This window comes from Sphingomonas sp. CFBP 13714, from assembly GCF_014842205.1.
GTDB lineage: Bacteria > Pseudomonadota > Alphaproteobacteria > Sphingomonadales > Sphingomonadaceae > Sphingomonas > Sphingomonas aerolata.
Genome location: NZ_JACYVG010000004.1, coordinates 368,610 through 394,860 on the forward strand (window position 1 = coordinate 368,610; position 26,251 = coordinate 394,860).

23 protein-coding genes and 1 tRNA gene are annotated in these 26,251 nt (G+C 65.4%); 11 read left to right on the forward strand and 13 right to left on the reverse strand.

The genetic code is table 11. The features are described from left to right. Window positions 1-591: 591 nt before the first annotated feature. The 7 genes from IFT54_RS11860 (at window position 592) to IFT54_RS11890 (ending at window position 9,723) form a co-directional block, all read left to right on the forward strand. The gene (locus tag IFT54_RS11860) at window positions 592-3,183 is read left to right on the forward strand and encodes an ATP-binding protein (protein WP_192070759.1); all 2,592 of its coding nucleotides are present in this window, start codon (window positions 592-594) and stop codon (window positions 3,181-3,183) included. Window positions 3,184-3,230: 47 nt separating this feature from the next. After that, window positions 3,231-3,569: a hypothetical protein gene (locus IFT54_RS11865; protein WP_197984650.1), complete on the forward strand. Its 339-nt coding sequence runs from the start codon at window positions 3,231-3,233 to the stop codon at window positions 3,567-3,569. Between the two features lie 376 nt (window positions 3,570-3,945). Beyond that, window positions 3,946-5,067 carry a GGDEF domain-containing protein gene (locus tag IFT54_RS11870; protein WP_192070760.1) on the forward strand — a complete coding sequence of 374 codons (1,122 nt, stop codon included), beginning with the start codon at window positions 3,946-3,948 and terminating at the stop codon, window positions 5,065-5,067. Between the two features lie 539 nt (window positions 5,068-5,606). Beyond that, on the forward strand, window positions 5,607-6,170 hold the full coding sequence (locus IFT54_RS11875; protein ID WP_244648868.1) for a Csu type fimbrial protein: 564 nt from the start codon (window positions 5,607-5,609) through the stop codon (window positions 6,168-6,170). After that, window positions 6,170-6,910, forward strand: a complete 741-nt coding sequence (locus tag IFT54_RS11880; protein ID WP_192070761.1) for a fimbrial biogenesis chaperone — start codon at window positions 6,170-6,172, stop codon at window positions 6,908-6,910. Before IFT54_RS11875 ends, IFT54_RS11880 begins: the two co-directional genes overlap by 1 nt. Window positions 6,911-6,928: 18 nt before the next feature. Then, window positions 6,929-9,271 (forward strand): fimbria/pilus outer membrane usher protein, encoded by a 2,343-nt coding sequence (locus IFT54_RS11885; protein WP_192070762.1) that lies wholly within the window; start codon window positions 6,929-6,931, stop codon window positions 9,269-9,271. Continuing rightward, on the forward strand, window positions 9,268-9,723 hold the full coding sequence (locus IFT54_RS11890) for a spore coat protein U domain-containing protein (protein ID WP_192070763.1): 456 nt from the start codon (window positions 9,268-9,270) through the stop codon (window positions 9,721-9,723). Before IFT54_RS11885 ends, IFT54_RS11890 begins: the two co-directional genes overlap by 4 nt. Before the next feature lie 327 nt (window positions 9,724-10,050). Here the strand turns inward: IFT54_RS11890 and IFT54_RS11895 are convergent. Then, window positions 10,051-10,141 (reverse strand) — tRNA-Ser (locus IFT54_RS11895). A gap of 88 nt (window positions 10,142-10,229) precedes the next feature. Between IFT54_RS11895 and IFT54_RS11900 the strand changes: the two genes are divergently transcribed. Next, window positions 10,230-11,090: a peptidylprolyl isomerase gene (locus tag IFT54_RS11900; RefSeq protein WP_192070764.1), complete on the forward strand. Its 861-nt coding sequence runs from the start codon at window positions 10,230-10,232 to the stop codon at window positions 11,088-11,090. On the opposite strand, the gene mmsB is transcribed toward IFT54_RS11900, so the two are convergent. From mmsB to IFT54_RS11920, 4 genes are all read right to left on the reverse strand, one after another. Then, complete coding sequence (mmsB, locus tag IFT54_RS11905; protein ID WP_192070765.1) at window positions 11,087-11,968, reverse strand: 3-hydroxyisobutyrate dehydrogenase; 882 nt, start codon at window positions 11,966-11,968, stop codon at window positions 11,087-11,089. The two genes, IFT54_RS11900 and mmsB, sit on opposite strands and share 4 nt — an antisense overlap. A gap of 207 nt (window positions 11,969-12,175) precedes the next feature. Continuing rightward, window positions 12,176-12,952, reverse strand: coding sequence for an enoyl-CoA hydratase (locus IFT54_RS11910; protein ID WP_192070766.1), 777 nt, complete (start codon window positions 12,950-12,952; stop codon window positions 12,176-12,178). Window positions 12,953-13,005: 53 nt separating this feature from the next. Further along, window positions 13,006-14,046 (reverse strand): enoyl-CoA hydratase/isomerase family protein, encoded by a 1,041-nt coding sequence (locus IFT54_RS11915; protein ID WP_192070767.1) that lies wholly within the window; start codon window positions 14,044-14,046, stop codon window positions 13,006-13,008. Window positions 14,047-14,187: 141 nt separating this feature from the next. After that, the gene (locus IFT54_RS11920; protein WP_192070768.1) at window positions 14,188-15,333 is read right to left on the reverse strand and encodes an acyl-CoA dehydrogenase family protein; all 1,146 of its coding nucleotides are present in this window, start codon (window positions 15,331-15,333) and stop codon (window positions 14,188-14,190) included. A 113-nt stretch (window positions 15,334-15,446) separates the two neighbouring features. Here IFT54_RS11920 and IFT54_RS11925 point away from each other — a divergent pair, with 113 nt between their 5' ends. Then, window positions 15,447-15,764, forward strand: coding sequence for a GIY-YIG nuclease family protein (locus IFT54_RS11925; protein ID WP_244648870.1), 318 nt, complete (start codon window positions 15,447-15,449; stop codon window positions 15,762-15,764). Between the two features lie 93 nt (window positions 15,765-15,857). Here IFT54_RS11925 and IFT54_RS11930 read toward each other — a convergent pair whose 3' ends face one another. Next, complete coding sequence (locus tag IFT54_RS11930; protein ID WP_192070770.1) at window positions 15,858-17,405, reverse strand: CoA-acylating methylmalonate-semialdehyde dehydrogenase; 1,548 nt, start codon at window positions 17,403-17,405, stop codon at window positions 15,858-15,860. 94 nt (window positions 17,406-17,499) lie between these two features. Here IFT54_RS11930 and IFT54_RS11935 point away from each other — a divergent pair, with 94 nt between their 5' ends. Beyond that, window positions 17,500-18,384, forward strand: a complete 885-nt coding sequence (locus tag IFT54_RS11935) for a LysR family transcriptional regulator (protein WP_192070771.1) — start codon at window positions 17,500-17,502, stop codon at window positions 18,382-18,384. Here the strand turns inward: IFT54_RS11935 and IFT54_RS11940 are convergent. Further along, entirely contained in the window at window positions 18,381-18,767 is a 387-nt protein-coding gene (locus IFT54_RS11940) for a potassium channel family protein (RefSeq protein WP_042466673.1), read from the reverse strand. The genes IFT54_RS11935 and IFT54_RS11940 overlap by 4 nt on opposite strands. Window positions 18,768-18,910: 143 nt before the next feature. Between IFT54_RS11940 and IFT54_RS11945 the strand changes: the two genes are divergently transcribed. Further along, window positions 18,911-20,854 (forward strand): CocE/NonD family hydrolase, encoded by a 1,944-nt coding sequence (locus IFT54_RS11945; protein ID WP_192070772.1) that lies wholly within the window; start codon window positions 18,911-18,913, stop codon window positions 20,852-20,854. Between the two features lie 111 nt (window positions 20,855-20,965). Here IFT54_RS11945 and IFT54_RS11950 read toward each other — a convergent pair whose 3' ends face one another. From IFT54_RS11950 to IFT54_RS11975, 6 genes are all read right to left on the reverse strand, one after another. Beyond that, entirely contained in the window at window positions 20,966-21,820 is an 855-nt protein-coding gene (locus IFT54_RS11950) for a pirin family protein (RefSeq protein WP_192070773.1), read from the reverse strand. A gap of 1 nt (window position 21,821) precedes the next feature. After that, window positions 21,822-22,388, reverse strand: coding sequence for an NADPH-dependent FMN reductase (locus IFT54_RS11955; protein WP_192070774.1), 567 nt, complete (start codon window positions 22,386-22,388; stop codon window positions 21,822-21,824). 133 nt (window positions 22,389-22,521) lie between these two features. Then, the gene (locus tag IFT54_RS11960; protein ID WP_342354817.1) at window positions 22,522-23,559 is read right to left on the reverse strand and encodes a spore photoproduct lyase family protein; all 1,038 of its coding nucleotides are present in this window, start codon (window positions 23,557-23,559) and stop codon (window positions 22,522-22,524) included. Window positions 23,560-23,625: 66 nt separating this feature from the next. Further along, entirely contained in the window at window positions 23,626-24,174 is a 549-nt protein-coding gene (locus tag IFT54_RS11965) for a response regulator transcription factor (protein ID WP_197975339.1), read from the reverse strand. Continuing rightward, on the reverse strand, window positions 24,171-25,481 hold the full coding sequence (locus tag IFT54_RS11970) for an ATP-binding protein (RefSeq protein WP_244648872.1): 1,311 nt from the start codon (window positions 25,479-25,481) through the stop codon (window positions 24,171-24,173). The genes IFT54_RS11965 and IFT54_RS11970 overlap by 4 nt, the downstream gene beginning before the upstream one ends. Window positions 25,482-25,556: 75 nt before the next feature. Then, entirely contained in the window at window positions 25,557-26,237 is a 681-nt protein-coding gene (locus IFT54_RS11975; RefSeq protein ID WP_342354818.1) for an SURF1 family protein, read from the reverse strand. Window positions 26,238-26,251: the final 14 nt, after the last annotated feature.

A 26,251-nucleotide genomic window follows, 5' to 3' on the forward strand; every position in this document is an offset into this window, starting at 1 on the left:
GCCTGCGCCTTAATCGCGACGTTCCCGCTCGTACGGCGCTGCCGCAACACTTCTCTCGCAAGCAGATGCGCTGCCGACTACGAATGGCCGCGTCTCTCTCGCGGTCTACGTCAACAGAGGCAGGCCTCTCTCCGCCACAGCGAGTGCGAAGGCCTGACGAAACGGTAGCTAAACCAATACAAAAAGCCGTTTTTCTGCTGGACTTCAGATCGCCACCCGGGATTCGTGCTTCTCTCAGGGGCCGGCACGAACCCGACATAAACAGATGTCCGGTACCGGCGCGCGCGAAACCGCGGCTGAGCGTCCGGGACTGGGAGCAGGATCGACAGTCTCAGCCGTGCATTCAGGTGTAAGCTGAGGCCCGCCCTATCCCAGCATCGATAGCGCCCAGTGCCATTTCGACAGGCTGGCAATCTGATGCGACGCTTTGTGCGCTTAGACGCGCGCGGCCCGTCGGGCTGGATTTAGCTGGCCGAGTGCGACTCCCGAAATACAACAGATTTTAGCAAGAACCACAACCGATATGGTGCCGTCCTCGAAATACGATTAATGTTTCGCATCCGAATCGATCCCGCTGGCAGGGAGCCCTTTATGGAAGACGCAAGCGAGGACGGTCACTGCGTAGAGCCTCTCGCCAAGGGGCGCCGCGCCGACTTTCTCAAGGCGGTTCCACATGGAAGCGCCGCGCTGATCCAAATGGCGGAATACACCGGCGACCTGATCGGCCTTTGTGACGCCGGCGGTCGACTCGCCTATCTCAATCCGGCCGGCCGACGCTTGATCGGAGTTGAGGCGGCCGACATTTTCCCGATGCGGCTGACCGACTACGTCGTTCCGGAACAACGCCACCTCGTCGACGAGGTCGTCGTGCCGACGGCGAGGCGGGACGGCGTGTGGGAGGGCGAGATGCAGCTCGTCAATCTGAAGACCGACGACATCATCGACGTCCAGCGCTCGACATTCGCGACGCGCGATGAGCGCGGCGAAATCACCGGCTTCGTATCGGTCATGCGCGACATCACGCATGACAAGGTCCAGAAAGGCCGGCTTCGCCGCCAGATCGAGACATTCGAAGCGCTGATCGCGAACAACCCTCTCGAAATCTGCCTGGTCGATGCGGATTTCAGGCTGCGCGTAGTCAGCCGCGGCGCCCAGACGGTATTTGAAAATATCCAGCCGCTGCTCGGCCGCGATTTCGCCGACGTTCTTCGTGCCCTCTGGCCCGAGCCCTTTGCCAGCGAAGCGATCGCCCGCTTCCGACAGACGCTCGACACTGGCATGGCGTATGACGCGGCAGCGACGCCGAAACAGCGCGCGGATATCGAGGCACGCGAGGCATATGGCTGGCGGATCGAGCGTGTGACACTGCCGGACGAATGCTATGGCATCGTCTGCTATTTTAATGAACTCATCGACAGGGAGCACGGGACGCGGGCCTTGGGTCGCCGCGAGGCCGAATTGCGGGACCTGAATATTGACCTGGAGCGTCGTGTCCGTGCTCGCACTGCGGCACTGAACCAGGCCAATGCACGCCTCACGGCCGAAATCGAGCGGCGCGAAGCGGTACAGGCTGCGCAACTGCAAAGCCAAAAGCTCGAAGCGGTTGGTCAGCTCGTGTCGGGCATAGCGCACGACTTCAATAACATTCTCGGCGCGGTGATCGGCGGGCTCACAATTATCCAGAACCGCAATGACGACCCCCGCATCGAGCAGATTGCGACGATGGGTCAGCGCGCGGCCGAGCGGGGTGCTGCGCTTGTACGACAACTGCTCGCCTTTGCGCGCCAGGAGGATGTGGTTGCGCAGCGTGTCGACCTAGCCGGCGCGATTGGCGAGATTTCCGACCTCGTCCGGCACGGCATGCGCGGCAACGTTGCGCTCGCGATCGACTGCGACGACGATCTCTGGCCTGTGCTGACAGACCCGACACAATTGCAATCGGCGCTGCTTAACCTTGCCAACAATGCCAGCGATGCGATGAATGGCGGTGGCCACCTGCATATCGCCGTCAGCAATTGCGCCCGGACTTCACCGGATCATCCGCTGGAACTGGACGGCCAGGACGCGATCAGGATCGTCGTAGCCGACAACGGTCCCGGCATGGACAGCGATACCTTGCAGCGGATTACCGAGCCGTTCTTCACCACCAAGGCGCGCGGCAAGGGAACCGGGCTGGGCCTCGCGATGGTGCAGCGCTTCGTGGAGCAGTCGGGCGGTGCCCTGCGTATCGAAAGTCGCCCCGGCCACGGAACCACATTCTCGATCTTCCTGCCGCGTGCCGTTGATCCTGGCGCCTCCGACCCTGTACCCCGCAGCGACGAGACCGGTTTCGTCGCGACCGGGCGCGCTTTCGAAACAGTCCTGCTGGTCGATGATGACGCCGAATTGTGCGCCATGATCGCCGAAGGATTGTCTGACCACGGCTTCGACGTCATCGTCGCGCCGGACGCACAGGCGGCGCTGCTCGTGTTACGGACGCGGGCGATCGACGCGCTCGTGACCGACGTCCACATGCCGGACATGAACGGTAACGACCTGGTCGCGCAGGTGCGCGCGTCGGGATCGGACATTCCCTGCCTGTTCATGACGGGGATCGCCAACGAAGCCGCTCTCGATGGCGAGACGGTCGTGCAGAAGCCCTTCAACCCCGCCGTATTGCACTATGCGCTACGCCGCATCCTGATTGCACGGGACCAGCGTGCGTCCGATGCCGAGCGGCTCGATCGGCTGACGCTGCGCTTGAAGTCTGATTGCACCCGGTCATTGCTCGACCACTGGCGCGCCATCCGCGCAGGCCCGGTCATCCCGTTGTTCGAGACCTTCACGATCAATGCATGCAGCGAGCCGCACCGGATCGTGGTTGCGCAGATCGACTTGGGGAAGGTGCCGATCCATTTCACCTTCACGCTGGTCGGCGACACATTGCGCAACGCTATACCGCACAGCATCGCCGCCACCGAGATGCCGGTCAGTGGCAACGATAGCCTCGCGGCGCGCGAGGCGGCCTATCGCCGCTGCGCGCTGACCGGCAAGCCATCGCATGAATATGCCCGTATCAACCTTGGTGACGGGTATAGGGAAACATTCGAGCGGCTGTTGCTGCCCTTCTCGTCGGACGGGATCGTCGTCGATCATATCGTCGGTGCGGTTGTCATCGAACGTGAAGCGGTGGGGGAACGATGATGGTTGACCCCCGTGAGCTACCCGATTTCAACGAGCCCCAGCTGGCGATGGCGATAGAGGCGCTACCAAGCGAAACGGTCGACGCCTTGCCCTATGGCGCAATCCGGATCGGCGACGATGGCAAGGTCGAATATTATAGTGCGGCAGAGCGGCGCCTGTCGGGCTCCGGCAATCACGACCGCCTCGGCCTGGACTTCTTCAGCAGGATCGCCCCCTGTATGGACAATCCTGACTTTCGCGGTCGCGTCGAGCGTGCCCGGGTATCGGGCGTGCTCGATTTGGAGTTCAGCCACGTCGGCGACTTCGAGGACCGCGACCGGGAACTGACGGTGCGCATCCAGTCTGCCAGTACGGGCGGCTATTGGATATTCATGCGCCGCGATTGACCGCTTTTGGTGTCAGACTTTTTGTGAATGTCGGAAATGGAGAGGAAGCGACCTTTCCACTTTTAGGGCTGCATCCCGGGAAACCGGCCACTGCATGGGCGTCCCAGATGCATCAGCCTTTTGCATCGGAGGAACCCTAGGCTTCATGCCGTTCCTGGATCGATGCAAAACCGGTGATTTCTGCAGCTTGGATGGCAAGATCCGATCGCTGAACTTTTCGGTGTCGTTATCTCGATCGATTCACGCTGTCCTATAATGCGCGCATGCATGTCGGCGCTTTTCCCTACCATCACGATCGGCGGCACAGGACTACGCACTGCCCCTGCGACCGGATTCGCCCAATCCTGGCTGTGCTGGCATCAGGGAACACGTGATCATGCCCCGCGGCCTGATATCGCGTGGTTGGCTGGAACGGCTGGGAGACCATCGGCTCGATGGGGCGGCGCTGGACGGCCTGAAAACGCTGTTGCCGCGATTGGTGATCGCCGCTCTGGCGAGCTTGCTGTTGCTCACCCATCTGGGCTCTCGCGCTGCGATACTCTGGATCAGCTTTGTCGGCTTTGCAGAACTGTGGTGCAGGCAATGCAGCATCATGCTGGCGCAACCGGATGGCGGGCGCCTGCCGCTGCGGCTCAACTATATTGCCTCCGCACTCATGACGACGATCGCGTGGACGAGCTTGCCGGTTTTGCTGTGGTGGAGCAGGGTACCTGATATAGGTTCAGCGGTTATCGTCATGCTGATCTCGCAGCTGATCCACGCCCAGGCCTTTGCCTTCCGCGCCCCGTCGATCGTGGCGTTCAAGGTTGGTGTTCCCGCCAGCGCAATGCTCGCGCTACCTTGGCTGGTCGAACCAGCAAGCTATTTTACCACTCTGACGTCGACAATCGCGTCGGGTCTTTGCATCAGTTATATCTTCGCAAGCGTGCGGGCGAACTGGCGCAGCGATGCGGCGCTACGAAAAGCTCATGACGAGCTCGAATATCTGGCCTATTTCGACGGACTTACCTCCCTCGCCAATCGTCGACAGTTCACACGACACATGCGCAATCTCATCGCACTGTCCGATCGTCAAAAGTCCCGGTTTGCCTTGCTCCTGATCGATCTTGACCATTTCAAGGTCGTCAACGACACGTTTGGCCACGATGCTGGCGATGCGCTCCTCGTCGCGGCAGGAGACCGTCTGCGTGCAGCCGTCGGAGAGTCGAGCCATGTCGCGCGGCTCGGCGGTGACGAGTTTGCCATACTCTTACCCGACGTCGGCAGCACCGCCGATATCGATGCGGCATGCGGTCGCATCGTCGATGGCGTCCAGCCTGCTGTCGACTTCAACGGAGGACAGATGAGCCTAAGTTTCAGCATCGGCATCGCGCTTTATCCCGGCGACGGCGACAGCATACAAACAGTCCTGAAATCCGCTGACGTTGCGCTTTACGACGCGAAGCGGAGGGGGCGAGGCACGTGGCGGTTCAGTGGCGGGTTCGGCAAGGTCGCGTAAGTCAAGTTTGAGACCTGCGGACGGTGCGCGTCTGATTCATCGCTTGCACTACACTGACACACTCGACCCAAATCCGGCCATTTCTGCCACCTCCCCCGTTCCCTGACTTCAAGCATTTCCCTGTTCGCGCTGGCGGCTTTTGGCGGCTGATATTTCCTCATGGCCGCCGTGAGCGAGAAGAAGGCGGCGCGTCCAATTTGGGGCAGTCGGTTGGAGGCCGCCATTGGTTCAAACGGCTGCAAAAATGATTATCGGCGCCTTTCGGGTTGATTGCGGCGCGCACGTATTCGGACAAATCCTCAATAAATCTCAGCCACTCTTTTTAAGCGGACAAGCGCTTCAGTCCGATGAGGTGAAGAATTACCATCCAGACTCCTCGGTCCATATGGACTCTGAAGTACTTCCTAATTCGCAACAATCTGCAGTTGGTTAGGGCCACCGGTGGTGGATCGCCGCATATAAATGGTGACGTTTTTCCTGAGGCTGACGCCCTTCCTTTGGCGGGCATTCTATAATTGCCTGAGAAAGGTCGCCGTCTTATGATTACGCAGAACTTGGCCCGGCATATTGCGTTACTGCGCATAGGTCGGCCGTCGCTTCACACCACTACAGCCTTTTTTAAAACGCAGGCTCGCGTTCTGAGCATTCCCCTATGCATGGTTGTGGCGAATGGCTCGGCAGGCGCATCGACGGCGAACACGACGTTCAATGTGACCGCCAACGTCGTGTCGAGTTGCCAGATTTCGGCGACCGCGCTGACGTTCGGAACCTACACCGGGGCCCAAACCGACGCGACTTCGACGATCACCGCGACCTGCACGGATACCACCGCCTACACCATCGGCGTCAGCGCAGGCTTGGGCACGGGGGCGACCGTAACGAACCGGTACATGAACGGCCCCAGCGTCGATGTGCTCGCCTATGCCGTCTATCGCGACAGTGCGCGTACCAATAGCTGGGGCACGACGATCGGTACGGACACGGTGTCGGGCACCGGCAACGGCGGCGCTCAGGCCATTACCGTTTACGGGCGCCTTGCAGCGGGTCAATTGCCCGTTCCCGGAGCCTATTCGGATACTCTGACCGCAACGATCACCTACTGATGGCCCGGAGAAGTTTTTTTCGCTTCGAGAGGCTTCGTCGCTGGTCGATGGCGGGCGGATACGGGATCGTCCTGGCAACGGGCATCGCCCCGCTTCAGGCACAATCCCTGTCGGTGAGCCCGGTCACGTTCAATCTTGCCGCCTCGCAACAGGCGACGAGCCTGACGGTCCGAAACGATGGCGCTGAGGAAACGGTGGTCCAGATCCGGCCCTTCGCCTGGACGCAACAGCCCGACGATGTCCTCACACCGGCCGACGATGTCGTCGTCAGTCCCCGCATCGTGACGATCCCATCCCATTCGAACCAGGTCTTCCGTGTCCTCGTGCGGCATAAGGCGACGTCCAAGGAACTGACGTACCGATTGATCCTCGATCAGATCCCGCGCGCGTCCGAACCCGGTGCCGTGCGTATGGTCCTGCGCATTTCCATGCCGATCTTCGTCGAGCCCGTCGCTCCGGCGAACCCCGGCGTTCGATTTCGGCTGGCGCGCCGGGAGGGTGACACGGTGCTCGTGCTCGAAAATCCGGGAGCGCGCCATGAGACGCTGCGCAACGTTGTGCTGCGCGACACGAACGGCGCGCCGATCGCCGTCAAGAATGGTGGTTCACCCTATCTGCTGGCTGGCGCGACGCGGGAACTTCCGGTCCAAGACATGCCCGTCCAACCCGCCGCGGATGGCCGCTATCGACTGACGATGAAGGGCGGAAAGGGCCCCATCACCGTCGCCCTCGCGCGGTAGCGGGGACGGGACCGTGCGATGCGCGCCAAAGCCCTCCGATCGACCTGTCGATTTCTCCTGATGATCTGCCTCGCTGACCATGCCGGGGCCGCTCCCGCACCGACGCTGCTGGAGGTCTGGATCAATGGGCGCCCGACTGGGAAAATCGGCGAGTTTGTTCTGCGCGGCGACGGACTGGCGGCGACCCCCAAGGAACTTGTCGAACTCGGCCTTGCCCCTCGCACCACGCTCGGCGATGAACTTGCGGACATCGTCGCCGACCGTGATTTTCGGTGGCACGTCGACCAGGCTACCGGCCGACTCTACGTGACCGCCTCCGAGGCGCGTTTGGTAAGAACGACGATCTCGGCCGCTGCCGATCCTGCCATGGCCGGAGCGGTGGAGAGCGGGACCGGTTCCACGCTGAACTACGATACGACAGCGACCGGCGATGCTCGTCGCCAGGCCTTTTCCGCGTACCTCGATGCACGCGTCTTTTCAGGCCATGGGGTTGCGGCTGGTCAGGCCTTGATGACCGCATTCCGTTCGGGGACGACGACGACCTATCGCGCGACCAGGCTCGATTTCAACTACACCGTTTCGCTGCCCGACCGCCTGCTGCGGCTCAGGTTGGGCGACTTCATAACGTCGGGCGCGGACTCGCAACGGGCGATCCGGCTCGGCGGCATCCAGTTCGGTTCGGACTTCGCGCTGCGTCCCGACCTGATCACGATGCCGCTGCCCGATTTTCGTGGCAACGCGGTCGTTCCCACCATCGCCGACATCCTTGTGAACGACGCATCCGCGATATCCCTGCCTATCGGCGCTGGTCCCTTCGAGATCCGCAACGTGCCGGTGCAGACGGGCAGCGGCAAAGTCTCGCTGAACCTCCAGAATTCCCTAGGACAATCCGTCAGGACGACGGTGGCCTATTATGCGAGCAATGCTCTGCTCGCACCCGGGTTGCACACGTTCGCTGTCCAGGCTGGCGTGATCCGGCACCAATTCGGGAGCCAGAGCAACGCCTACGGACAGCTCGCGGCGAGCGGCAGCTACCGCTGGGGCGTATCGCCTCGGCTGACGGCGGCGCTCTATGCCGAAGCAACCCGCAGCGCGGCGCTCGTCGGGTCGGGCGTGTCGGTAAACCTGGCCAACCTGGCAATCGCCACGGGTGATTGCGCGGCCAGCAGCGGGCGGGACGGGAACGGCGTGCGCTGCGTCGCGCAAATCGAACACCGCGACTCACTGGTGTCACTCAGGCTGTCCCACGGATTTGCGACGAAGGCCTTTCGCGACAACGCGGCAAGCGATGGCTATCCTGCCATTCGCAGGCAGACCGACGCCAGCATTGCGCTTGCAGTGGGCCCGGCCGGTACGATGTCCCTCGGCTATACCGCACTCGATCAGGCAGGCGACGTCGCCTGGGAAAGGCTGAAGGGCGCGCCGGCGATGTTTGGCCGCGGTTCCGCGGTCCGTCTGGCGTCCGTAACCTACAGCGTGCAGCGGGGACCGGTATCGATCTACGCGAACGGCTCGCACGACACCAGCGCACGCGGCGGCCGCAGCATCATGTTCGGCCTGTCGCTTCCCTTCGGACGCCGCAGTCAGGCGAGTGTTGATCGGCAGATGCAAGGCGGCCGCTGGCAAAGCCAGCTGCAGGCGGCGCGCGGCACGAGCGAGGCCGATTCATGGGGCTATCAGGCGGCGATCGGGCGCGGCGTGATCGACAGCCAGTTTGTCGAAGTCCAACATCGGTCCCGCATCGGATGGCTGGCCGCCGGAATCGATCGGACCAACGGTGCAACGACGATCCGTGCCCAGGCGCGCGGGTCCGTGTCCGCAATCGATGGCTCGGTATTTCTGTCGAATACGATCAACGACAGTTTCGCGATTGTCGACACGCAAGGGTTGGCAGGTGTTCGGGTGCTGCACGAAAACAGGGTCGCCGGCCGAACCGGCCGGTCGGGCAAGCTGATGGTGACCGACCTGCGGTCGTTCCAGGTCAATCACCTCGCCATCGAGCCGACCGATCTGCCGCCCGATGCCGTGATCGCAACCGGGGAACGCGATGTCCGGCCACAGGATCGGGCAGGCGTCGTGCTCAGGTTTCCGATCAAGCGACCGAATGGCGCAGTGCTGGTCCTGGTCGACGCAAGCGGCAGACCACTTCCACCGGGAAGCACCGTCACGCTGGAAGCGTCCGGGGCGACGTTTCCCCTGGGCTTTGACGGGGAGACCTTCGTCGAGGCGCTCGACCAGCACACCGTCCTGAACGTCGCGCGCCCCGACGGCACGCGCTGCCGTGTTGGACTGTCCGTCGCTGCGCGGGACCGGGGTCTCGCCCGGCTTGGCCCGTTTTCCTGTGTCGAGACAGCCCGGTGATCGCCCGCGTGCTGTTCGCGCTTTTATGCCTTGCGATACCGGCTGCCGCGGATGCGGGATGCTCGGTATCGGCAAGCGGGGTCGCGTTCGGGAACTATGACGGGTCTGCCACGTCGGCGGACGACGCGACGGGCACGATCACGATCAACTGCTTCATACTCTCCGGTCTCGGCGGGTACACGATCGCGCTCAGCCCGGGACGAGATGGCAGCTATACGGCGCGACGCATGATCTCTGGAACGGCGACCCTGCCCTATCAGCTTTATGCGGATCCGGCACGAACGCAGATCTGGGGCGACGGGTCGGGCGGCAGCTTCACCGTGCGGTCCTTCGATATCATCCCGCTGCTTGGCGGAAGTTCGACCTACCAAATTTACGGAAGAATCCCGGCCAATCTCTCGCCCCGCCCCGGAGCCTATAATGATACGATTGTGATTACAGTAAGCTATTGAGTGGTCACGTATTTACTACCTTGGAAAAGACGTCCGATCTCGGATGGGTCAGGCGACTAAACCTGTAGCCCATCGTCTGAACGAACGGCTGTTCACGGCAATCGCCGCCCGAAAGCGGACGGGCGGCTTACGACCGTTTTTACCGGTCAACTCTGAGCATAGGCCGTACGCAATACAGGGGCGCGGCCTAACGCGACATAAACCACGGCCAGCGATACCCGCGGAAATCGTGCGGCGACGTTCGGCTTCACGCTCGCGCACTTTCGGGAAACGGTTATGGGAACCCGACGAATTAATCGGAACTTTGGGTTTGAACCCAAAGGGTAATGGCGGAGCGGGAGGGATTCGAACCCTCGATACGCTTTTGACGTATACTCACTTTCCAGGCGAGCGCCTTCGACCACTCGGCCACCGCTCCGCATTGCTCTGGAACGCGCCTGCTAGAGCGGGTTTGGCTGCGGCGCAAGCGATTGCGTGCGGGGCGGCGCTCGGGCAGTCTCACAGCGATGATCACCGCCCTGCTCGCCGCCGCCCTCGCCCAAGCCACGCCGGTGCCGGCACCGCTGCCGTCCGATCCGGTCGCGGCGGACTGGGTCGCGGTGCCCGATGACGAAATCCTCGTCTTCACGCTGGCGAACGGGCACGGCTTCACGCTCCGACTCGCACCTGCCTATGCCCCCGCGCATGTCGCCAACATCCGCGCGCTCGCCCGCGCGCGCTGGTGGGACAGCGCGACGAGCGTGTACCGCGTGCAGGACAATTATGTCGCGCAATGGGGCGATGCGACCGAGAAGAAGCCGCTCGTCCCCGGCGTCGCGGACGGGATCGCTGCCGAATATGATATGGCCGGGCCGAGCGCGGTCGCGCGGCTGACGAAGCGCGATCCTTATGCCGAATGGGCGGGCTACAGCGCGGATGGCTGGCCGCTCGCCGGGTCGGGCGCGCGGCAATGGCTGCCGCATTGCTACGGGATGGTCGGCGTTGCGCGTGATCTGGCGCCTAGCGTCGGCAGCGGCGCCGAGCTCTACACCGTCATCGGCCATGCGCCGCGCGCGCTCGACCGCAACATCGCGGTCGTCGGGCGGGTGGTCGACGGGATCGAGTGGCTGTCGTCGCTGCCGCGCGGGACGGGCGAGCTCGGCTTCTACCCCACGCCTGCCGAGCGCAGCCCGATCGTCTCGGCACGGCTGGCAAGCGACCTTCCCGCCGCCACCCGCCCGCACTTCCAGTACCGCGCGACGCGCAACCCGCGCTTCACCGCCTGGATCGCGGGGCGCGAGAATCGGACGCCGCCGTTCTTCACGGTGCCGGCGGGCGGTGCGGACATTTGCAACGCGCTCCCGCCGGTCCGCCGCACGCCGGGCTAGGCGTTGCCCTGCAGCGTGCGGATGATCGCGGAGAAGTCGAGCCCGCCCTGCCCGGCCTCGGCGAACGCCTCGTAGCGCTCCGCCGCCTTCGCGCCCATCGGCGTGTCGGCACCGACATCCTGCGCCGCCGCCATCGCGAGCCGCAGGTCCTTGAGCATCAACGCCGCCGCGAACCCGCCCTGATAGTCGTGGTCGGCGGGGGTGTCGGGGCCGATCCCGGGGAGCGGCGCATAGCTCGTCATCGACCAGCTCTGCCCCGACGACACGCTCGCAATGTCGTAAAAGGCCTGCGCGTCGAGCCCGAGCTTGTCCGCGAGCACGAACGCCTCGCAGGTCGCGATCATCGTCGCGCCGAGAATCATGTTGTTGCAGATCTTCGCCGCCTGCCCCGCGCCGTTCGCGCCGGCGTGGATCACTGCCTTGCCCATCGCCGCGAGAATCGGCTCGGCGCGCTCGAACGCCGCCGCCGAACCGCCGACCATGAAGGTGAGCGTGCCCGCATTGGCAGCACCGATCCCGCCGGAGACCGGCGCGTCGACCGCCGCAAGCCCCTTGGCCTGCGCGGCGTCGGCCACCTGCTTCGCGGTGGCGACGTCGATCGTCGAACAGTCGATCAGGATCGCGGTCGGCGTCGCGACACCGAACAGCGCGTCATACACCTCGGCGACGTGCTTGCCCGCGGGCAGCATCGTCACGATCGCCTCCGCCCCGTCCGCGGCCTCGGCGGCGGAGTCGACGGGGAGGCAGCCCGCCGCCTTTGCCTTGGCGAGCGCGTCGGCGTTCAGGTCGAACGCGTGGACGTCATGGCCGTTCTTCGCGAGGTTCGCGGCCATCCCGCCGCCCATGTTGCCGAGCCCGATGAATCCGATGCGTGCCATGTACTCTCTCCTAAATCTGCCGCGGCGACTGTGCCGCTCGCGCACCAACCCCGCCATCTGCGGCTACGTCCTGCCCCCCAAACTCCGTCATCCTGACGAAAGTCAGGATCCAGAGCCAAGACCGACACCGCCCGTAACCCTGGATCCTGACTTTCGTCAGGATGACGGGCAGCGACGATTGCGGGCGGGCGGGCAGCGACGCGCCTGCTACTTCCCCGTCCAGGTCCCCGCACGCTTCTCGACGAAGGCGGCCATGCCTTCGCTCTGGTCCGCGGTGCCGAACAGGCCGTGGAACAGCCGCCGCTCGAACTGGACGCCGTGCGACAGGCTCGTCTCGAACGCCGCGTTGACCATCTCCTTGTTCGCCAGCACCGCCAGCGGCGCCATCGCGGCGATCGTCGCGGCGGTCTTCACCGCCTCCTCGACCAGTTCGTCGGCAGGCACGATCCGCGACACCAGCCCGGCGCGCTCGGCCTCGACCGCGTCCATCATCCGCCCGGTCAGCACCATCTCCATCGCCTTGGCCTTGCCGACCGCATGCGTGAGACGCTGCGATCCGCCCATGCCGGGGGAGACCGCGAGCTTGATCTCGGGCTGGCCGAACTTTGCGGTGTCGGCGGCGAGGATGAAATCGCACATCATCGCGACCTCGCAGCCGCCGCCCAGCGCATAGCCCGCGACTGCGGCGATGATCGGCTTGCGCGTCCGCGTCACCTGCTCCCAGCCCGCGAAGAAGTTGCTCGCATACATGTCGGCAAAGCCCTGGCTCTGCATCTCCTTGATGTCCGCCCCCGCCGCGAACGCCTTGGCCGAGCCGGTCAGCACCGCGCAGCCCTGCGACGGATCCGCATCGAACGCGGCGAACGCGGCGATCAGGTCGGCGAGCACCTGCGAATTGAGCGCGTTGAGCGCCTGCGGGCGGTTGAGCGTGACGAGCGTCACCGCACCGCGCTGCTCGACGAGGATCGTTTCGTAATCGGCCATCTCAGTCTCCAGTTCCGTCACCTCAGCGAACGCTGAGGTGACGTGCTCTATGTTCAACCCGGCGTCCACGCCTCGGCCTCGGGCAACGGCGCGAAGATCTGGTCGATCACATGATCGCTCACCGCCTCAGGCGTCGCCGGATCCCAGCGCGGCGCATTGTCCTTGTCGATGATCACCGCGCGCACGCCCTCGATGAAGTCGTGCCGCTGCACGACATGCGCGCCGACCGCATATTCCTGTTTCATCTCGTCCGCGAAACTCGCCATTGCCGCGCCTTCGTGGAGCAGCCGGAGCGAGACCTTCATCGTCTGCGGCGACTTTGTCCTGAGCGTCGCGAGCGTCTTGGCGGCCCACTCGCCACCATCGGCGTCGAGCGCGGCATAGATTTCCTCGAGCACATCGGACGCGAACAGCCGGTCGATATCGTCCTTGCGCGCAAGTATCGCCGCTTCGGGTGCCTCGGTCGACAGCGCGTTCAGAACGCCAGCAATATCCTGCGGTGCTTCCGCGATCCGCGCCTTGGCGGTGTCGAGCGTGTCGCCCGGCAGATAATGCGTCGCCAACCCCAGCGCGACACACTCCGCGCCATCGAGCCGGTGCCCGGTCAGCGCGAGATACTGCCCGATCCGCCCGGGCAGCCGCGACAGATACCAGCCGCCGCCCACATCGGGGAACAGCCCGATCCCCGTCTCGGGCATCGCGAACTTCGTATTCTCGGTCGCCACCCGGTACGCGCACGGCAAAGCGAGCCCGACGCCGCCGCCCATCGTGATCCCGTCCATGAACACGACGATCGGCTTGGCATAGACGAACAGCCGGTGGTTCATCCGATACTCGGCATGGAAGAACGCGCGCGCCTCGACGCCGTCGCCGGCGCCCGACGCCGCCAGCATCCGGATATCGCCCCCGGCGCAGAACCCACGACCCTCGGCATGATCCACCACGATCGCCTCGACCGACGCATCCCCGCGCCACGCCTCGAGCGCCTCCAGCACGCCCTCGCACATTGCAAGATTGAGCGCGTGCAACGCCTTGGGCCGGTTCAGACGAATACGCCCGATCGGGCCTTCGACGGTCGTGATCAGGTCATTCATAAATCACCTCCCCGGCGAAGGCCGGGGTCCAGTTGGAAAGGTCGATATAACAGAGGATGTCACCAAGCCGATTAGCGTTCCCCAGCTGGACCCCGGCCTCCGCCGGGGTGGCTGCTATTCGGCAGCTGGTGACCATATCCATCATTGCCGGGTCAGTTCGCGGCCGACGATCATGCGCATGACCTGGTTGGTGCCCTCGAGGATCGAATGCACGCGCAGGTCGCGCCAGAAGCGTTCGATCGGGTAATCCTGGAGATATCCATAGCCGCCATGCAACTGCAACGCGCGGTCGACCACCGACGAGCCGGTGTCGGTCGCCAGCCGCTTCGCCATCGCCGCGAACTTGGTCTTGTCGGGCGCGTTCGCCGTGACCTTGGCCGCCGCGATGTAGAGCAGCGCACGCGCCGCCTCCAATTCTGTCGCCATGTCGGCAAGCATGAACTGCGTGTTCTGGAAGTCCGCGATGGCCTTCCCAAACTGCTTCCGGTCGCGCGTATAGGCGATCGCCTCGTCGAGACACCGCTGCGCGCCGCCGAGCGAGCACGCACCGATGTTCAGCCGCCCGCCGTCGAGCCCCATCATCGCGATCCGAAAGCCCTCGCCCTCGCCGCCGACCATGTTCGCGCCCGGCACGCGGACGCCGTCGAAGATCACCTGCCGCGTCGGCTGCGAATGCCAGCCGAGTTTCTTCTCGTTCGCGCCGAACGACACGCCGGGCATGTCCTTCTCGATCACCAGGCACGAAATGCCCTTGGGCCCCTCCTCACCGGTGCGGACCATGGTGACGTACACCTCGTTCTCGCCTGCGCCCGAGATGAACTGCTTCGATCCCGTCACGATCCAGTCGTCGCCGTCACGCACCGCGCGCGTCTTCAGCGCGGCGGCGTCCGACCCCGAACCCGGCTCGGTCAGGCAATAGCTCGCCAGCCGGTCCATCTTCACCAGATCGGGGAGATACTTGTCCTTCACCGCGGCCGATCCGAACCGGTCGATCATCCACGCCGCCATGTTGTGGATGCTGATGAACGCGCTCGTCGAAGGGCACCCATACGACATCGCCTCCATGATCAACGCGGCTTCGAGGCGCCCGAGCGCGATCCCGCCGCTCTCCTCGCTGACATAGATCGCCGCGAAACCGAGCTCGGCCGCCGCCTTGATCGTGTCGCGCGGGAAGATGTGCTTCTCGTCCCACTCGGCCGCATGCGGGGTGATCCGATCGGCGGTGAAGCGGCGCGCGAGCTCCTGGATCTCGCGCTGGTCGTCGGTGAGGTCGAACTGGTTGGTCATCGGGCTTTCCTGTGTCGGCATACTGGGCTTGACCCAGTATCTAGAGCGGCGAATGCTGACGCCTGTGGCTCTGGATCCTGACTTTCGTCAGGATGACGGGGTGGGGGAAGGATTTGGCTAGGCAACCCGCGGTCTATATCATGGCGAGCGGGCGCAACGGAACGCTCTACATCGGCGTGACGTCCGACCTGATGGCGCGGATCGTTCAGCATCGCGAGGGCGTGACCGACGGGTTCTCAAAGCGATACGGCGTGAACCGGCTTGTCTGGTTTGCGATGGCAGACACGATGGACGCGGCGATCACGCGCGAGAAACAGCTCAAGGTCTGGAAACGGTCGTGGAAGACCACGCTGATCGAGACGGACAACCCGACCTGGCGCGATCTGGCCGAAGACTGGGGCTTCGACCCCCTCCCCACCCCGTCATCCTGACGAAAGTCAGGATCCAGAGCCACGGGCGTTGCGCTCGATGGCTCTGGATCCTGGATCAAGTCCAGGATGACGGGGAGGGAGTGACGCACCCGATCACCCCATCGTCGGAATGACGAACGCATCGTTGTTCCGCGCCGGACCGCCATCTTCCGCCATCGCCGGCAGCGCGGACCCATCGGGCCAGCGTTGCGTGATCGTCTTGACCTTGGTCCAGAACTTCACGCCTTCCATGCCGTGCTGGTTGGTGTCGCCGAACGCCGAACGCTTCCAGCCGCCGAACGTGTGATACGCCACCGGCACCGGGATCGGCACGTTGATGCCGACCATCCCGACATTCACCCGCGCCGCGAACTCGCGCGCGGCGTGGCCGTTGCGTGTGAAGATCGCGACGCCGTTGCCGTACTGATGCTCGCTCGGCAACCGCACCGCTTCCTCGAAATCCCTGGCGCGGACGATCTGCAACACCGGCCCGAAGATCTCCTCCTTGTACGCCGACATCTCCGTGGTGACGTGATCGAACAGCGACGGCCCGATGAAGAACCCCTTCTCATGCCCCTGAAGCTCGAACCCGCGCCCGTCGACGACCAGCTCCGCGCCCTCGTTGACACCCGTCTGGATCCAGTTCTCGATGCGGCTGCGATGCGCCGCATTCACCACCGGCCCGTAATGCGCGTCATTGTCGGTCGAGACGCCCACGCGCAGTGCGGCAATCGCCGGGATCAGCTTCTCGCGCAGCGCGATCGCGGTCTTCTCGCCGACCGGCACAACCACCGGCAACGCCATGCAGCGCTCGCCCGCGCTCCCGAACGCTGCGCCCGACAGATCGGCAACGACCTGGTCGAGGTCCGCGTCGGGCATGACGATGCCGTGGTTCTTCGCCCCGCCCATCGCCTGGACGCGCTTGCCCGCCTCGACGCCGCGGCGGTAGACGTAATGCGCGATGTCGGAAGACCCGACGAAGCTGACCGCCGAGATCGCCGGATGGTCAAGGATCGCGTCGACCATCTCCTTGTCGCCGTGGACGACCTGGAAGATCCCCTCGGGCAACCCCGCCTCGAGAAACAATTCGCCCAGCCGCACCGGCACTGACGGATCGCGCTCGCTCGGCTTCAGGATGAACGCGTTGCCCGTCGCGATCGCGACCCCGCTCATCCAGAGCGGGATCATCGCCGGGAAGTTGAACGGGGTGATGCCGGCGCCGATACCGAGCGGCTGGCGCATCGAATAGACGTCGATCCCAGGCCCCGCGCCCTGCGTATACTCGCCCTTGAGAATGTGCGGGATGCCGCAGCAGAACTCGATCACCTCGAGCCCGCGCTGGATATCGCCCTTCGAGTCCGCGATCACCTTGCCGTGCTCGGACGACAGCAGCCGCGCGAGCTCGTCCATGTTCGCCTCGACGAGCCGCTTGAACTCGAACATCACGCGCGCGCGGCGCTGCGGGTTCGTCGCCGCCCAGCCCGGCTGCGCCTTCTGCGCGGCGGCGACAGCCGCATCGAGATCGGCCTGCGTGCCGAGCGTCACGCGAGCCTGGATCTCGCCGCTATTGGGATCGAACACGTCGCCGCTACGGCCGTCGCCGGAGGACGGTCCACCCGCAGTGCCGCCTGCGATCAGATGCTCGATGGTGCGAACGGTCATGGCGCCTCTCTTTGTTTTGCGGCCTCTACACCACCGCATCCCGCACGACACAAGCGATAGACTTGCAGGCGCTAGCTGCATATTTGCAGTCGGCATGGACTGGAGCGACCTGCCGATCTTCCTCGAAGTCGCCCGTGCGCAGCAGCTTGGTCGTGCTGCGGCGAGCCTCGGCGTCGATGCGACGACGGTCGGCCGCCGCCTCCGCCGGCTCGAGACCGCGGTCGGCCAGCGGCTGTTCGAGCAGGGCCCCGACGGCCAGATCCTGACCAGCGCGGGCGAGGACCTGCTCGCGCGCGCGACCGCGATGGCGGCGATCGCGTCTGACATCCGCACCCCGCCTGCGGGCCGGACCGAGGTCGACGGCACGATCCGCGTCAGCGTCGCGGAGGGTTTCGGCACCTGGTTCGTCAGCCGACATCTCGGCACGCTCGCACAGGCGCATCCCAAACTCGCGGTCGATCTCGTCGCGACCAGCGGCTTCCTCAACCCGACCCGGCGCGAGACCGACGTCGCGGTCCTGCTCGCCCGCCCGCGCCGCGGCCCACTGCGGACGCGCAAGCTCACCGACTATACGCTGCGGCTCTACGCATCGGCGGAGCATCTCGCGGCGCACGGCCCGGTCCACGGCATCGCCGACCTGCGCGACCGGCGGATGATCGGCTATGTCCCCGACATCGTCTACGCGCCCGAGCTGCGCTATCTCGACGAGATCCCGGGCGTCCGCGACCCCGTGCTGCGTTCGTCGAGCATCAACGCGCAGGCGCACATGATCGCCGCCGGCGCCGGCATCGGCGTGCTCCCCTGCTTCATCGGCGAGGCCTATCCCGGGCTTGTCGCGATCCTCCCCGACATCCTCATCAGCCGCGCCTTCTGGCTGGTCACGCACCAGGACACCGGCCGTTTCGACGCGATCCGCGCTTTTACCGACTGGCTCGTTGCACTCGTCGGCCGTGAGCGCGCGGTGCTGGTCGCCGACTAGGGCTGACGCGGCTCGCGCGAAAGAATTGCCTCGATCCGCGCGAGCGCCAGCTTGATCTCCTCCTGCTCGGCATGCGTGAAGGCGTCGCTGTCGACGATCATCTTGGCCGCCATCTTCGCGGTCAGCAGCGGCACGAGGAACAGCGGCACCGCATGCATCAGCGCGACCGCGACGATCTTGCCCCCCATCGTCACCGGAAAAACGTCGCCATAGCCGATCGTCATCGCGGTCACGAACGACCACCAGATGCCGACATCGACCGGCTTGCCCTCGAACGTCGCAAACAGAGCCGCGCAGATCAGGATGGTCGAGACATAGCCGACGATCAGGATCGGCAAGGCCTGGATGAACGGCCGCCACGATCCCTTTGCCCTGCGCGCCATGATACCCCCCGGTTGTTTCGGCGCATCATCCAGCAAGCGGCCGACATTACAAGCGGCACGCACGCGGCTGGTCGATCACGAACCCGATTGCCCCCGCGCGACAATTGCGCCTAGCTTGGCCGCATCCTCTTCCGGAGCGTTTCATGACCCTCAAGCTCGTCCTTCTTGCCTCGATCGCGCTCGCCACCGTTTCGTCGGCGCAGGTGCCCCAGACTGTTTCTGACAAGACTGCCCCCGCCGGCGGCGATGTTCCCGCCAAGTTCGTCCCCGCCACCGCCAACCGCGACTACGTCAAGCGCGAGGTGATGGTCCCGATGCGCGACGGGACGAAGCTTTACACCGTCATCGTCTATCCCAAGGGGCTGACCAACGCGCCGATCGTGCTGACCCGCACGCCGTATGACGCCAAGTCGCGCGCGACGCGGATGGACAGCCCGAGCATCCTCTCGACGCTGCCGCTTGCCGACGAGATGTTCGTCAAGGGCGGGTATATTCGCGTCTATCAGGACGTCCGCGGCAAATATGGCTCGGAGGGCGAGTATGTCGTCACGCGCCCGGTGATCGGCCCGCTCAACCCGACCAAGGTCGATCATGTCACCGACGCCTATGACACGATCGACTGGCTGGTGAACAAGGCGAACCTGCCCGAATCGAACGGCCGCGTCGGCATGATCGGGTCGTCCTATGAGGGCTTCACCGTCGTCATGGCGCTGCTCAACCCGCACCCTGCGCTCAAGGCCGCGGTGCCCGAAAGCCCGATGATCGACGGCTGGATGGGCGACGACTGGTTCCATTACGGCGCGTTCCGCCTCGCCAACATCGCCTGGCTCGGCGGCCAGACCGGCTACAAGGGCGCGGGCAAGGCGCCGCCGACCGGCGGCTATGACGATTACGAGAATTTCCGCCGCATCGGCTCGGCGGGCGACTGGGCCAAGGCGTCGGGCTACGACCAGCTTCCCTATTGGCAGCGCATGGTCGCGCATCCCGCCTATGACGGATTCTGGCAGGGCCAGGCGCTCGACAAGTTGCTCGCTGCCAACCCCTCGAACGTGCCCACGCTCTGGGAACAGGGGCTGTGGGATCAGGAGGACATGTACGGTGCGATCACCGCCTGGGAGGCGCTGAAGGCGAAGGGCAAGATGGGTAACAACCATCTCGTCATGGGTCCGTGGCGGCACAGCCAGGTCAATCGCGACGGCCGCAGCCTCGGCCCGTTCGAGTGGAACGGCGACACCGCGCAGCAATTCCGCGAACAGATGGTGCTGCCAATGTTCGACCAGTATCTGAAGGACGGCCCCGCGGTCACGCTGCCCGCCGCCGCGATCTACAACACCGGCGAGAATCACTGGGACAGGCTGTCGACCTGGCCACTCGCCTGCGAAAGCGGCTGTGCCGCACCGCTCAAGCCGATCTATCTCGGCGCCGAAGGCGGACTCGGATTTACCAAGGCGGCGAGCGGCGGCGACAGCTATGTCTCAGACCCCGCCAAGCCCGTCCCGCATCTGCCGCGCCCGGTCAATTTCGGCGACGGCCGCTGGGGCGACTGGCTGGTCAGCGACCAGCGCGGCGTCGACGGCCGCACCGACGTGATGACCTACACGACCGAGGTGCTGACGACCCCGGTGCGCGTGTCGGGCGCACCGATCGCGGACATCTATGCCAAGACGACGGGGACCGATGCCGACTTCGTCGTCAAGGTGATCGACGTCTATCCCGACGAGGTCGCGAGCGATCCGAAGATGGGCGGCTATGAACTGCCGATCAGCCTCGACATCTTCCGCGGCCGCTACCGCGACAGCTTCGCCAAGCCGAGTGCGATTCCTGCCGGCAAGTCGCAGCGCTACAAGTTCCGCCTGCCGACCGTGAACCACGTGTTCCAGCCGGGGCACCGGATCATGGTGCAGGTCCAGTCGAGCCTGTTCCCGCTCTACGACCGCAATCCGCAGACCTTCGTTCCCAACATCTTCCTTGCGAAGAAGGCGGACTACAAGAAGGCGACGGTAACGATCGAACGCGGCGGCGCGACGGCGAGCGCGGTGTGGCTGCCGGTGGTCGCGGTCGACCAGTCGGCGGTGCTGGCGAAGTAACTTCTTCGTCATTCCCGCGGAGGCGGGAACCCAGACTGGCTGGCCTCACGGCATCGTTAGCAAGGCCAGCCAGTCTAGATCCCCGCCTTCGCGGGGATGACAAGTAAGGACCTAGGCGATAACCGGCGCGGGCCCGAACAGCCCCGCCTGGTAATCGCGGATCGCCTCGCCGATCTCCTCGCGCGTCGTCATCACGAATGGCCCGTGCGCCACGACCGGCTCGTCGATCGGATCCGCATGGCCGAACACCAGCCGCACCGGACCTGACGCCGCGACCTCGACCGTATCGCCGTCCTCATCGAACGTGACGAGATGCCACGGCTCGACGACCGTACCGCCAACCTCGGGCCGCCCCTCGATCACATAGAAGAATACGCTGCGACCCCGCGGTGCCGGCAGTGTAACCCGCCCCCCCGCGGCCAGCTCGACCGTCATCATCGCGACCCCGGTCAGCGACTCGATCGGCCCCGCCTGCCCTGCAAACGTCCCCGCGATCACATTCACGACACCGCCGTCGACCGCGACCGCCGGAATATTCTCGCGCTGGAGCCCAGTATAGGCGGGCTTCGTCATCTTCAGCCGCCCCGGCAGATTGACCCAGAGCTGGAGGATCTCGAGCGGCCCGCCGTCGCGCTTGAACGACGCGGGCGAGATCTCCGCATGGATCAGCCCCGACCCCGCGGTCATCCACTGCACCCCGCCCGCCTGCATCACTCTTTCGTGCCCGCCGCTGTCGAGATGCGCCATCGCGCCGCTCAGGATGAAGCTGACCGTCTCGAACCCGCGATGCGGATGCGGCCCGAACGGCAGGCCGTTATTGCCCGGCCGATAGGTCTGCGGCCCATGATGGTTGAGGAACAGGAACGGGTCGACCTGCGGCAGCTGCGGCCCCGGCAGTGGGCGCCGCGTGACGAGATCGGCGATATCATCACGCTGGGCGGGATAGGTCCGCAGCACGCGCCGCATCTCAGTTCGCCTCGCGCACGGCCGATGCGGGCCGCTTGATCTCCGCCAGCAGGGCGTCGATACCGCTCAACAGGAAGTCGAGTGTCGACGTGTCGCTCAGCCGCCCGTCGGCGATCTTCTCGTGCACCGCCCCGATCACCGATTGCGGCCGCAGCAGCGTACGCGCACCGATCGACGCCAGCGTCTCGTTCAGCTGCGCCTGCGCGCGCGCGCCGCCGACCGCGCCCGGCGACGAGGTCAGTGTAAACACCGGCTTCCCCGTCAGCGTCGCCTTGCCATAAGGCCGCGACGCCCAGTCGAGCGCGTTCTCCAGCACGCCGGGCATGCCGTGATTATATTCGGGCGACGCAATCACGATCCCGTCCGCCTCGCCGATCGCGGCGCGCAGTGCGGCGACCGCCTCGGGTGGCGTGTCGGTATCGGCATCCTGATCGTACATCGGGATCGCGTTGAGCGGGAAGATCCGCAGTGTCGCCTTGTCCCCCAGCGCGTCGGCGAGCGAATTGAGGATCGCGGCGTTGAACGACTGGCGGCGCAGGCTGCCGGAAATACCGAGAAGGACGGGCATGCAGAAATCTCCTGTTGTCACGCGCGAGCGCCGGGCGACGGCGGCGCGCAAGATCTTGGTATGCAAATAGGCGACGGCACCGGCGCCCACCAGCGCAGGGTCGGCAACGCTGTGTTGCCCGGTTGGACGGCGATCACGTCCAGTAGAGGATCCGCGCCTCGGGCAGGCGCGCCGCGATCTCGTTGGCGAAGAAGGTGCGCAACGCCCGCATCGTGTCGGCATCGTAGACATATTTGACCGAGCCGAACTTGGTGCGCTTCTCGGTACGGTTCGCCATGCCGAGATCGAGCGACGAGCCGGGATACCAGGTCTGCAGCACCGCCTTGGACCCGGGTGTGTAGCGATGCGTGATCAGCTCGATCGTGAGGTCCGGGATATCGCCGAGCACCTGCCCCGCCTGCGCGATCAGCTCGGCATAGGCGTCGCGCCATCCCTCCGCGGCGATGATCGGCGCGATCGTCAGCCCGACCTTGTACCCCGCATCCGCCATCCGGCGCAGCGCGACCAGCCGGGCCGCGACCGGGCTCGTGCCGCCCTCGAACCGCGCATAGCCCGCGGGGTTGATCGAGGCCCGCATCCGCGTCCGCCCCGCGTGATCGAGCGCGAGCAGCGGCTCGACCGCGTCGAACTTCGTCGTGAAGCGCAGCTGCACGTCTGCCTCCCACGCGCCGAAATGCGCGATCAGCGCGGACAGCGACCCGGTGACGTGATCGATCGCGAGCGGATCGGTGTAACAGGACGCCTCGAACGTCGTGCCCTCGTGCGCGCGCGTGGCGGAGCGCGACGTGACCGTCCCCTGGCCGAGATGCGCGGGAAGCTCGGCCAGGATCTCGGGCAGGTTCGCATAGACCCGCGTGATCGGCGGCCCCTTCAAAGACCCCGCGAGATAGCAATAGCCGCAATGCGCAGGGCACCCTTCGGCGAGATCGATTCGCCAGTCGGCGCTCGGCGCGATCGGCTGCAACCGGCGTTTCGACGGCGGGGCGACGACGAGCGCCAGCGTCGCCTTCGCCTGTGCATATTGCTGCCGGGGATCGTCGGGCAGGTCGAGGCGGAGACGATCACTGGGCAGCGTCGTCACCGCCACGTCCAGCGCACGCGCGCGCGCGACGATCTGTTCGCCATGGTCCCAGAGGAGCGACGACGGCGTCGCGAGGAGGCGCCGCGGCACCCAGAGGCGGGAGGAAGAGGGCGACACCATCGCACCATAACGCCCGCCCCACGCCAAGCGTTGCGGCTATTTGACCGGCCGCTTCTCGAGTTTGCGCGCGAGCGTCCGCCGGTGCATCCCGAGCTGCCGCGCAGTCTCCGAGATGTTGAACCCGGTTTCCGCCAGCGTTGCGTGGATCCGCTCCCATTCGAGCGTCTTGATCGTCGCGCGGCGTTCGGTCACCGCGGTGTCGACCTTGCCCTCGGTCCGGTCGAACGCCGCCTCGATGTCGTCGGTGTTCGACGGTTTGACCAGATAATGCGAGGCGCCGAGCTTGATCGCCTCGACCGCGGTCGCGATGCTTGCAAAGCCGGTCAGCACGACGACGAGGATATCGGGGTCATGCGCGTGCAGCGTCTGGACGCAGACCAGCCCCGACGCGCCACCGAGCTTCAGGTCGACCACCGCATATTGCGGCACGTCGTCGGCGAGCAGCACGACCAGATCCTCATGGCTCGCCGCAAGCCGGACCGCATAGCCGCGCCGCTCGAACGAGCGTTTCAGCGTGCGCGCAAACGTCTCGTCGTCCTCGACGATCACGAGGCGCTTGACCGGGGGGATATCGGGCTCGCTCATTCGTCACGCTCCAGGGCGATCGCCGCCAGCGGCAGCATCAACGTCACTTCCGCGCCACCCGTCTCGCGGTTGGCGACCGCCACGCTGCCCCCCAGCTTGCGCATCGCATTGACCGCGAGGAACAGCCCCAGGCCATGGCCGGGATCGCGCTTGCTCGACTGATAGGGCTTGCCGAAGCTCGCCAGCTTGTCGCGCGTGAACCCAGGTCCGTGATCGCGGACGATCAGCGCCAGATGATCGCCCGACCGCTCGCCTGAAAACCCGACCCAGGCGGGCGATGCTTCGGCGGCATTGTCGAGCACGTTGGCGATCACCTGCTTGAGCGCGGGATCCGAGACGATCAGCGGATCGTCGCCGAGCCGGCTGGTATAGTCGAACTCGACACCGGCGTGCAGCGCGCGCCAGTCCTCGACGATCGCGTCGAGGAAGACATGCAGCGGCACGACCTCGGGCGCCTCGCCGCGCGCCTCGCCCGCCGCGAGCAGGATGTTGGTGACGATCGTCTTGCAGCGCTGGACCTCGGCCTGCATCTCGCCGATCTCCTCGAGCATCCCCGCATCGGTGGCGAGCGCGGGCATCCGCTTCCAGTCGTTGAGGATGACCGCCAGCGACGCGAGCGGCGTCCCCAGTTCGTGCGCGGCGCCCGACGCGAGCAGGCCCATGCGGACGATATGATCCTCCTCCGCTGCCTGCTGGCGCAGGTCCGCCAGATGCTCGTCGCGGGCGCGCAGATTGCCCGTGATCCGCGTCATGAATAGTACGAGCAGCGTCGCGACGAGCAGGAAATTGAGCAGCGACCCGACCGTGTAGAGCGCGAAATACTCCCCCGCATAATCGGTCGGCAGGGCAAGCGGACGATACCGGATCGTCAGCAGCCCGAAACACCCGCCCGTCACCCCGACGATCGCCCAGCTCGACCAGCGATCGAGCAGCACAGCGCCCAGCACGACCTGCAACAGATACAGCGCGATGAACGGATTGGTCGCGCCGCCACTGAGGTAGAGCTGGACGGTCAGCAACCCGACATCGAGCAGCATCGCGAGCAGCAGCTGCGCGTTCGCCCCGCGCTGCCAGCCATAGAGCCGCATGCTCGCCAGGTTGAGCGCGACCGACGCCGCCATCGCCATCAGCATCGGCACCAGCGGCAGGTCGATCCCCAGCAGGAAGCGGACCGTCAGCACGGTCACCAGCTGTCCCGCCACCGCGATCCAGCGCAACGTGACCAGCTGCCGCATGTTCGCATTGCCCGCGGCATCGGTGTCCGCGCGCGCACGGCTGACCCAGGCCTGCCACCGCGAGGAATCCATCGCCAATCTCATGGTGTTTTGCGTTGTCACGCGGTCGCTCTCTCCTGCGACGGTCTCAACGCACGACGTCGCCGATCAGCGTCTATCACGACGACGATCGTGGCGCACGAACACGACGAAGCCGATCACCGTCATCGCGGCGAGGCCGAACCATGTCAGCATGTAGACGAGATGATTGTTCGGAAACGCGATGACGGTCTGGCCGCCGACCGGTGCGCCGTCCCCGACCTTGTCCGCGTCGATGAAATAGGGCGCCGTGCGGCCAAGGCCACGCGCGCCCGCGATCGCAGCCACGTCGCGCGAATACCAGTTGTCGGTCGCGGGATCATTCTTGCGCAGGAACCCGCCGCCGGGTTCGGTGATCCGCAGATAGCCCGTCACCGTCACCGGCCCGACCGGCCGTACATAGGCGCTGCGCTGTTCAGGCGAGATATAGCCGCGGTTGACGAGAACATCGAAGCCCTGCGCAGTCCGCAGCGGCGTCATCACCCAATAGCCGCTACCGAGTGCGGTTGCGGCGCGGACCAGCGTCGTGCGGTCATGCGCGAAGACGCCGCTTACTTCGATCCGGCGATACGCATCGCTGCTTGCCGTGATCGTCGGCCAGTATGCCGGGCCGGGCGGCGCGACCGGTGCGGCCTGTGACCGGGCGGCCACCTGCCGGATCAGGTCGAGCTTCCATGCGCGCCGCTCGACCTGCCACACACCCAGAGCGCAGAACCCGGCGAACAGCAGCAGCGCGATGAAGCCCGCCACCCAAATCGCCGGCC